We start from the raw sequence: 6,000 nt of genomic DNA, 5'->3' as shown, positions 1-6,000 counted from the left end.
GACTACAATACCACACGCAACAGGCAGGCCGCTCAAAACCTGGCAGTCGTCAGAAAAATAGCCTTAAATATTCTGAAAGCTGATAAAACCAGCAAGGCCAGCCTGAAGGCCAAACGAAAAATGGCTGGTTGGAACCATAAATTTCTGTTAACGCTTATCGCTAATAAAAATTTCTAATGCGTCAGCCCTGCAAGTAACCCGATAACAAAGGCGATTGTTAAATAAAAAGTATTTTTTTGTTTCATGGTTTTAAGGTTATAAGTACGGTGCTGTAGTCAAATATAAGTTTTATGTTGGATTATGAAATACAGTGTGCTTATTGATAGCCGATTGTGCAATTTTGGATACCTGACAACATTTCAGTTTACCTTTAACCAAATAGTTTATGCGGGGGAACTAAAGGTTAATTCTGTATTTTTTTAACTTTAAGTCGCCGGGGAATTTATAGCCTAGCAACCATCACATCGCCAAATAATATGACAGAAGCCAGGATACAAACCTTACATCCCGATAAGGAAAAACAAAACAAAATTATCTCGGCCGAAAAGTATGAAGTGATCAAAGCGGCCATACTGCAAATTTTGCAGGAGCAAAGCCTCACCCATACCCAGCTCATGCAGGCCCTTCACGATAAGGTGCATGCCACCTTCGCCGGCAACGCCCACTGGTACGGCGAAACCGTGAAGCTGGATCTTGAGGCACGCGATATCATAAAACGAAACACGGCCAAGCCGCCGGTTTACAGCATTCATCAACTTTAACCCACTGCGCTTCACAGTAAATTAATGTGTTAGCTTTAAGCCTTAGGTATTTTGCTTTTAGCTTCTCCCTGTTTCGATACTATTTTACCAAAATGTGCTCAGATAGTTTCAACGAGGCACATTTTTTAAGATAGCTGTGTTTTTAACACTTATTTTTAGGGGCAAATTATAAATCCCAATTCAAAAAATCAGTGCTTATCCAATATATATGAAAACGTTGCGCCTTTTGCTGTTGTTATCTATTTGTCCTTTAATTGTGTCAGCACAAACGGCTGGCGCCGGGCAAAAATCGAGGGCGCATATTTGTATAGATACAGGCTGGCGGTTTGCTTATGGCCACCCTTTTGATGCCGCCAAAGATTTTAACAACGGCACCAGCTATTTCTCTTATTTTGCCAAAGCAGGCTACGGCGATGGCGCCGCCGCCGCTGATTTTGACGACAGGCCCTGGCGCAAGCTTGATTTGCCGCACGATTGGGCTGCCGAACTTGGTTTTAGCGAAAGGGCCAGTTTTAGTCACGGTTTTAAAGCCTTGGGCCGCAATTTCCCGGAAAGCAGCGTAGGCTGGTATCGTAAAAAGTTTACTATACCACAGCAGGATTACGGCCGCCATATCACCATTGCATTTGATGGCGTTTTTCGCAACTCTACCGTTTGGGTAAACGGGCATTACCTGGGTACCGAGCTAAGCGGCTATAATGGTTTTGAATATGACATTACGCAGCTTTTAAACTACGGCGGCGATAATACCATCGCTGTAAGGGTAGATGCCACCATGGAAGAAGGCTGGTTTTATGAAGGTGCGGGTATTTACAGGCATGTATGGCTCAATAAAACATCGCCGCTGCATATTGCTGCCAACGGCACATTTGTGAGCAGCACTGTTGGGATTGGTAAGGCACAGTTAACAGTTAAAACCGATGTAAGTAATTACGATACCGGGGCCGATAATTTTGCCATTGTACAAAAAGTATATGATCGCCAAGGCCGTTTGCTGGCTACCAAACAAACTGACGGCCATACCTTGCAACCTTTTAAAACGGGAGAGTATAGCAGCCAACTGGAAATAGCGCACCCTAAATTATGGTCGGTTGATACGCCGTACCTGCACCGTTTGGTTACCACCATTTTGATAAATAATGTGCCTGTTGATGAATATGTAACGCGCTTTGGCATACGTACCCTGCGTTTTGATGCCAACACCGGCTTTTACCTGAACGATAAACGGCTGGAAATAAAAGGCACCAATAACCACCAGGAGCATGCCGGAGTGGGTACAGCTATACCCGACGAACTGCAGTACTATAGAATTGCCCGTTTAAAGGAGATGGGTAGTAACGCTTATCGCTGTTCGCATAACCCGCCTACGCCCCAATTGCTGGATGCCTGCGATAGTTTGGGCATGCTGGTGATTGACGAAAATCGCTTGATGGGCATTGATGAATACCACCTGGGTAGCCTGAAAAAAATGATTGACCGCGATCGCAACCATCCAAGCGTGATCAGTTGGTCGGTAGGTAACGAGGAGTGGGGAATAGAAAACTCGGAGACAGGCGCACGAATTGCGACCACCATGCAGGGCTTTGTAAAAAGCCTGGATACCACCCGTGCGGTTACCGCGGCATTTAGTGGTGGTTGGGGGCAGGGTTTATCGGGTGTGATGGACTTAATAGGCTTTAACTACATAGCACAGGAAAATCCCGACGCGCAACACCAGAAATTCCCGCAGCAAAAGGGCTGGGGCACCGAGGAAGGATCGACCTTTGCTACCCGTGGGGTTTACTTCACCAACGATTCGCTCCATTATAAATCTGCTTACGATGCCAAGCCAAGGCCCAATGCTTATAGCATTGAAGAGGGCTGGCAATACTATGCCAAACGGCCATTTTTAGCAGGTATGTTTATCTGGACGGGATTTGATTACCGGGGCGAACCTACACCTTATGGATGGCCATCAATAGGGTCGTACTTTGGGATGCTCGATCAGTGCGGCTTTGCTAAGGATGATGCCTGGTACCTGCAGGCCTGGTGGGGCAACAAGCCGATGCTGCACCTGCTGCCGCACTGGAACTGGAAAGGTAAAGAGGGCCAGTCCATAAACGTTTGGGCCTACAGCAACTGCGATGAAGTGGAACTATTTTTAAACGGCAAAACCCAGGGCAAAAAAGCCATGTCCAAAAACGGGCACCTGGAATGGACGGTTCCGTACAGCTCCGGAACGCTAAAGGCCATCGGCTATACCGGCGGCAAACAGGTATTAACCGAAACCGTACAAACTACCGGCACCCCGCAAGCCATCGCCCTTGAAGCCCATAAAAATACCCTGAAAGCCGATGCGCAGGATGTAGCTGTAATTAAGGTTAGCCTGCTTGATAAAAAAGGATTAGCGGTACCCGATGCCAATAATGAAGTAAGTTTTAAAATTGAAGGGCCCGGCAGAATTATAGGGGTAGGCAACGGCAACCCAACCTCGCTTGAGCCTGATAAGTACCTGGAAACGATAGTAAATATGCCTATCGAAGCCTTGAAAGAGTTGCCGGTTCCCGATACCATCCGCAAAATTGAAACAGCCGAAACCTTTGATGATAGCGGATGGAAAAAGGCGTTTACCAATATTAGCGATACCAGCATAAAAGCTTGGGTTTATCGCGGCAGTATTAATTTAACCGATGATTTAACGCGAAGCCCGCTCACCTTTTTTTATAAAAGTATCGGCCGCAAGCAATCGGTATATTTTAATGGTCACTTGCTGGCTGCCAATGTTGATTATCATAAAGACCAGGATGTGTTTAACATCAGCAAAGCCTTTTTAAAGCCGGGAAAAAATAGCATAGTTGTTGTTGCCTTGCCCATCAAAAAACTACACCCCTGGGATAACCCAAACCAGGACCCCGGCGTAATTCAGTTTAAAGCCCCTGCGGCAGGCTGGAAAAGAAAGCTGTTTAACGGCCTGGCCCAGGTTATCATCCAATCAGACGGAAGCCATACAGGGCCAATCATCTTAACCGCTACATCGGCAGGGTTAAAAGAAAAGAAAATCGTTATTAATGCTGATAGGTAAAGATAGTTTTGAGTCGGGAGTCTTGAGTTCTGAGAGTGTGGTTATAGATATCTGATTGTCAATTGTTTATTTTAAAGTTATTGACTGTCAAGGCTGCTTTTTTGTAAAAGCTTTCGTCTTCCCCAAATTGTCAGCAGAACAGCTTCGGGCGAAAACGGACAAAACGATGCGGGGTTGTGCGAAGGCAGGGCATAGGGAGTTTTTGCAGAGTGGGGCTAAATGCACTGGGGCAAAATAATCCCAGCCAGGTTTTGGCCGTTTTGCAGGGCAAAGGCCCGTGCGGCAAAGAAGCATTTCTGCTGACTTGAATTTTTTGGTACTTTTTGTTTCAAGACAAAAAGGACTAGGCCTCCCGCGGCCATGAGCGGGCCGATGCGGTAGCTTCTACAAGGTAATTTCGAAACTCACAAACATGAAGCATAGTGGGAGATTGCTTCGTACCTCGACGGTCTCCCCGGGGCTGTGATATCTAAATAATGCTTTGTTCTGCCGGGTGCTCCTGGTAAAATTGTTCCAGTTGTTTCAATACTTCAACCTGGCTTTTGCGCGGGTTAATAAATGTGCGCACTTTTTTTACCATTGCAAGGGCATCGTCAAAAGTTAAACCTGTTTTAAGCAAGTAGGCAATAGTCATGGTTGGGCCGCGGCCAAGGCCCTGCCGGCAATGGATGTATACCTTGCCGCCGCTTTTTACGGCTGCATCGGCAAAGTTGGCCCCTTCCTTTAATACATCCAGCGGCGGTGGGGTATTGTCGGGCGTGGGCAAATGCAGGTAATGGAAGCCTTTGTATTGTGCGCCGCTATAAATGGAATGCATCCGCATATTTATAATTGCTGTAACGCCTAAAGATTTCAGTTTGCGCAAACCCACCAAATTATATTGGCTGCCTAAGTACAGGTTGGCGGTTATCTGGCAGCGCTTAAGTTGAGGAAGGCCGGTTATTATGCGGTAAGCATTATCATAAGCCATTTGGGCCGATAAATAAACCACTTTTAAAATACTTTTAATTTTTGCAAGCATATTGTTTTGTTGTTTTTAACGCGGCACTAATATATTGATAGCTGCCGGTACAACTTTAATGGTTAACTTTTTCGCCTTTTGTTCGCAATCATCACGGATAAAAGCCTGTTCGGCATCCATTTGTATAACTATATTTTTGCACCGCCAATGCTTTAAGGCCTCGGTTTGGTTTTGCAGTAAGGTGTTGCCCGCAATTTTTAATACCGAGGTTAAATCGTTATCGCCCATCAGTATTACGTCCAGCAAACCATCTGTTATGCTGATGCCGGGCAGCATATCTAAGCCGGCAATGCCAATATTGCCCGAATTGGTTATCGTGAGCGAAACGGCCGTTTCGTCTATCTCCTTGCCGTCTATCTTCAGCTTGTATTTTACCGGGGTGGCGTTTACCATGGTTTTAATAGCAGTATAACCGTAGGCCAGCTGGCCAATGGTATCCTTCAGCCCGCGGTCTGCCTGTAAAATCATATCGGCCATGATACCCAGGTTAACCCTTAATAAAAAAGGATGGCCGTTTACCAGGCCCATATCAACGGCTTTTAATGTGTGGTGGCTTTTTATGAGTTCAAGAGCAGAAATGCTATCCAACGGAATTTGCAGCTGTTTTGCCATAACGTTGGCCGTGCCGCCAGGAATAATGGCCATTGGTGTATCGGTTCCGTATAAAGCGCCGGCCGTGTCTGTTACAGACCCATCGCCGCCATACACTACAATTAAATCAGTTTTACCGATAAGTTTTTTTGCAATATCGCCGGGGTTTTTGTGGCGCTGGGTAACAGATACGTCCCATTTGATGGCACTGCCGTCAAAAACCTGGTTAATGTAGGTGAGTATAGGCTCTTCCTTACCTGATGCCGGGTTGATAATAAAGTGGATGTGTTTAAATTTCATTGCTTAACCTTCGGCTTTTCAACAGGGAAGATAGGTAATAGTTTGATTTATTTGGGCGGAAGTCGTGACAGAAGTCCATCAAAGCTACCCAGGCAATTATTTTTCAATCTCCGATTCGTCCTGCGTAGCAAAAGCTATTATTTACTATCAGTAATCTACCTGTAATATAAAGGTGGGGCTTTAGCTTAGATAAAGTTTTCACAATGGAAGGTAATAAAAAAGGGTGGTTTACAAAACCACCCTTTTCACAACATGCTTTAAATTTC

The 6,000-nt window shown here is 45.5% G+C and carries 4 protein-coding genes and 1 pseudogene; 3 read left to right on the top strand and 2 right to left on the bottom strand.

Annotated features, from left to right (window positions below):
- The 3 genes and pseudogenes from AC1DU2_RS06950 to galA form a co-directional block, all read left to right on the top strand.
- Positions 1-177: pseudogene (locus tag AC1DU2_RS06950) on the top strand (ISAs1-like element ISChth1 family transposase); the annotation flags it as partial.
- 299 nt (positions 178-476) lie between these two features.
- Positions 477-761: a DUF6958 family protein gene (locus AC1DU2_RS06945; protein ID WP_477356310.1), complete on the top strand. Its 285-nt coding sequence runs from the start codon at positions 477-479 to the stop codon at positions 759-761.
- 208 nt (positions 762-969) lie between these two features.
- On the top strand, positions 970-3,822 hold the full coding sequence (galA, locus tag AC1DU2_RS06940) for a beta-galactosidase GalA (protein WP_477383496.1): 2,853 nt from the start codon (positions 970-972) through the stop codon (positions 3,820-3,822).
- 469 nt (positions 3,823-4,291) lie between these two features.
- Here galA and AC1DU2_RS06935 read toward each other — a convergent pair whose 3' ends face one another.
- Complete coding sequence (locus tag AC1DU2_RS06935; protein ID WP_477356314.1) at positions 4,292-4,843, bottom strand: protein-tyrosine phosphatase family protein; 552 nt, start codon at positions 4,841-4,843, stop codon at positions 4,292-4,294.
- Between the two features lie 15 nt (positions 4,844-4,858).
- Positions 4,859-5,734 carry a diacylglycerol/lipid kinase family protein gene (locus tag AC1DU2_RS06930; protein WP_477383495.1) on the bottom strand — a complete coding sequence of 292 codons (876 nt, stop codon included), beginning with the start codon at positions 5,732-5,734 and terminating at the stop codon, positions 4,859-4,861.
- Positions 5,735-6,000 lie beyond the last annotated feature (266 nt).

Source organism: Mucilaginibacter sp. P4_C11 (genome assembly GCF_056402115.1).
Note: the sequence above shows the minus strand (reverse complement) of the source record. Positions and strands in the feature narration are given on the sequence as shown.

Excerpts from the sequence above, each read along its gene's own strand:
- galA (WP_477383496.1), top strand. The coding sequence starts at position 970 with ATGAAAACGTTGCGCCTTTTGCTGTTGTTATCTATTTGTCCTTTAATT.
- AC1DU2_RS06935 (WP_477356314.1), bottom strand. The coding sequence starts at position 4,843 with ATGCTTGCAAAAATTAAAAGTATTTTAAAAGTGGTTTATTTATCGGCC.
- AC1DU2_RS06930 (WP_477383495.1), bottom strand. The coding sequence starts at position 5,734 with ATGAAATTTAAACACATCCACTTTATTATCAACCCGGCATCAGGTAAG.
- AC1DU2_RS06945 (WP_477356310.1), top strand. The coding sequence starts at position 477 with ATGACAGAAGCCAGGATACAAACCTTACATCCCGATAAGGAAAAACAA.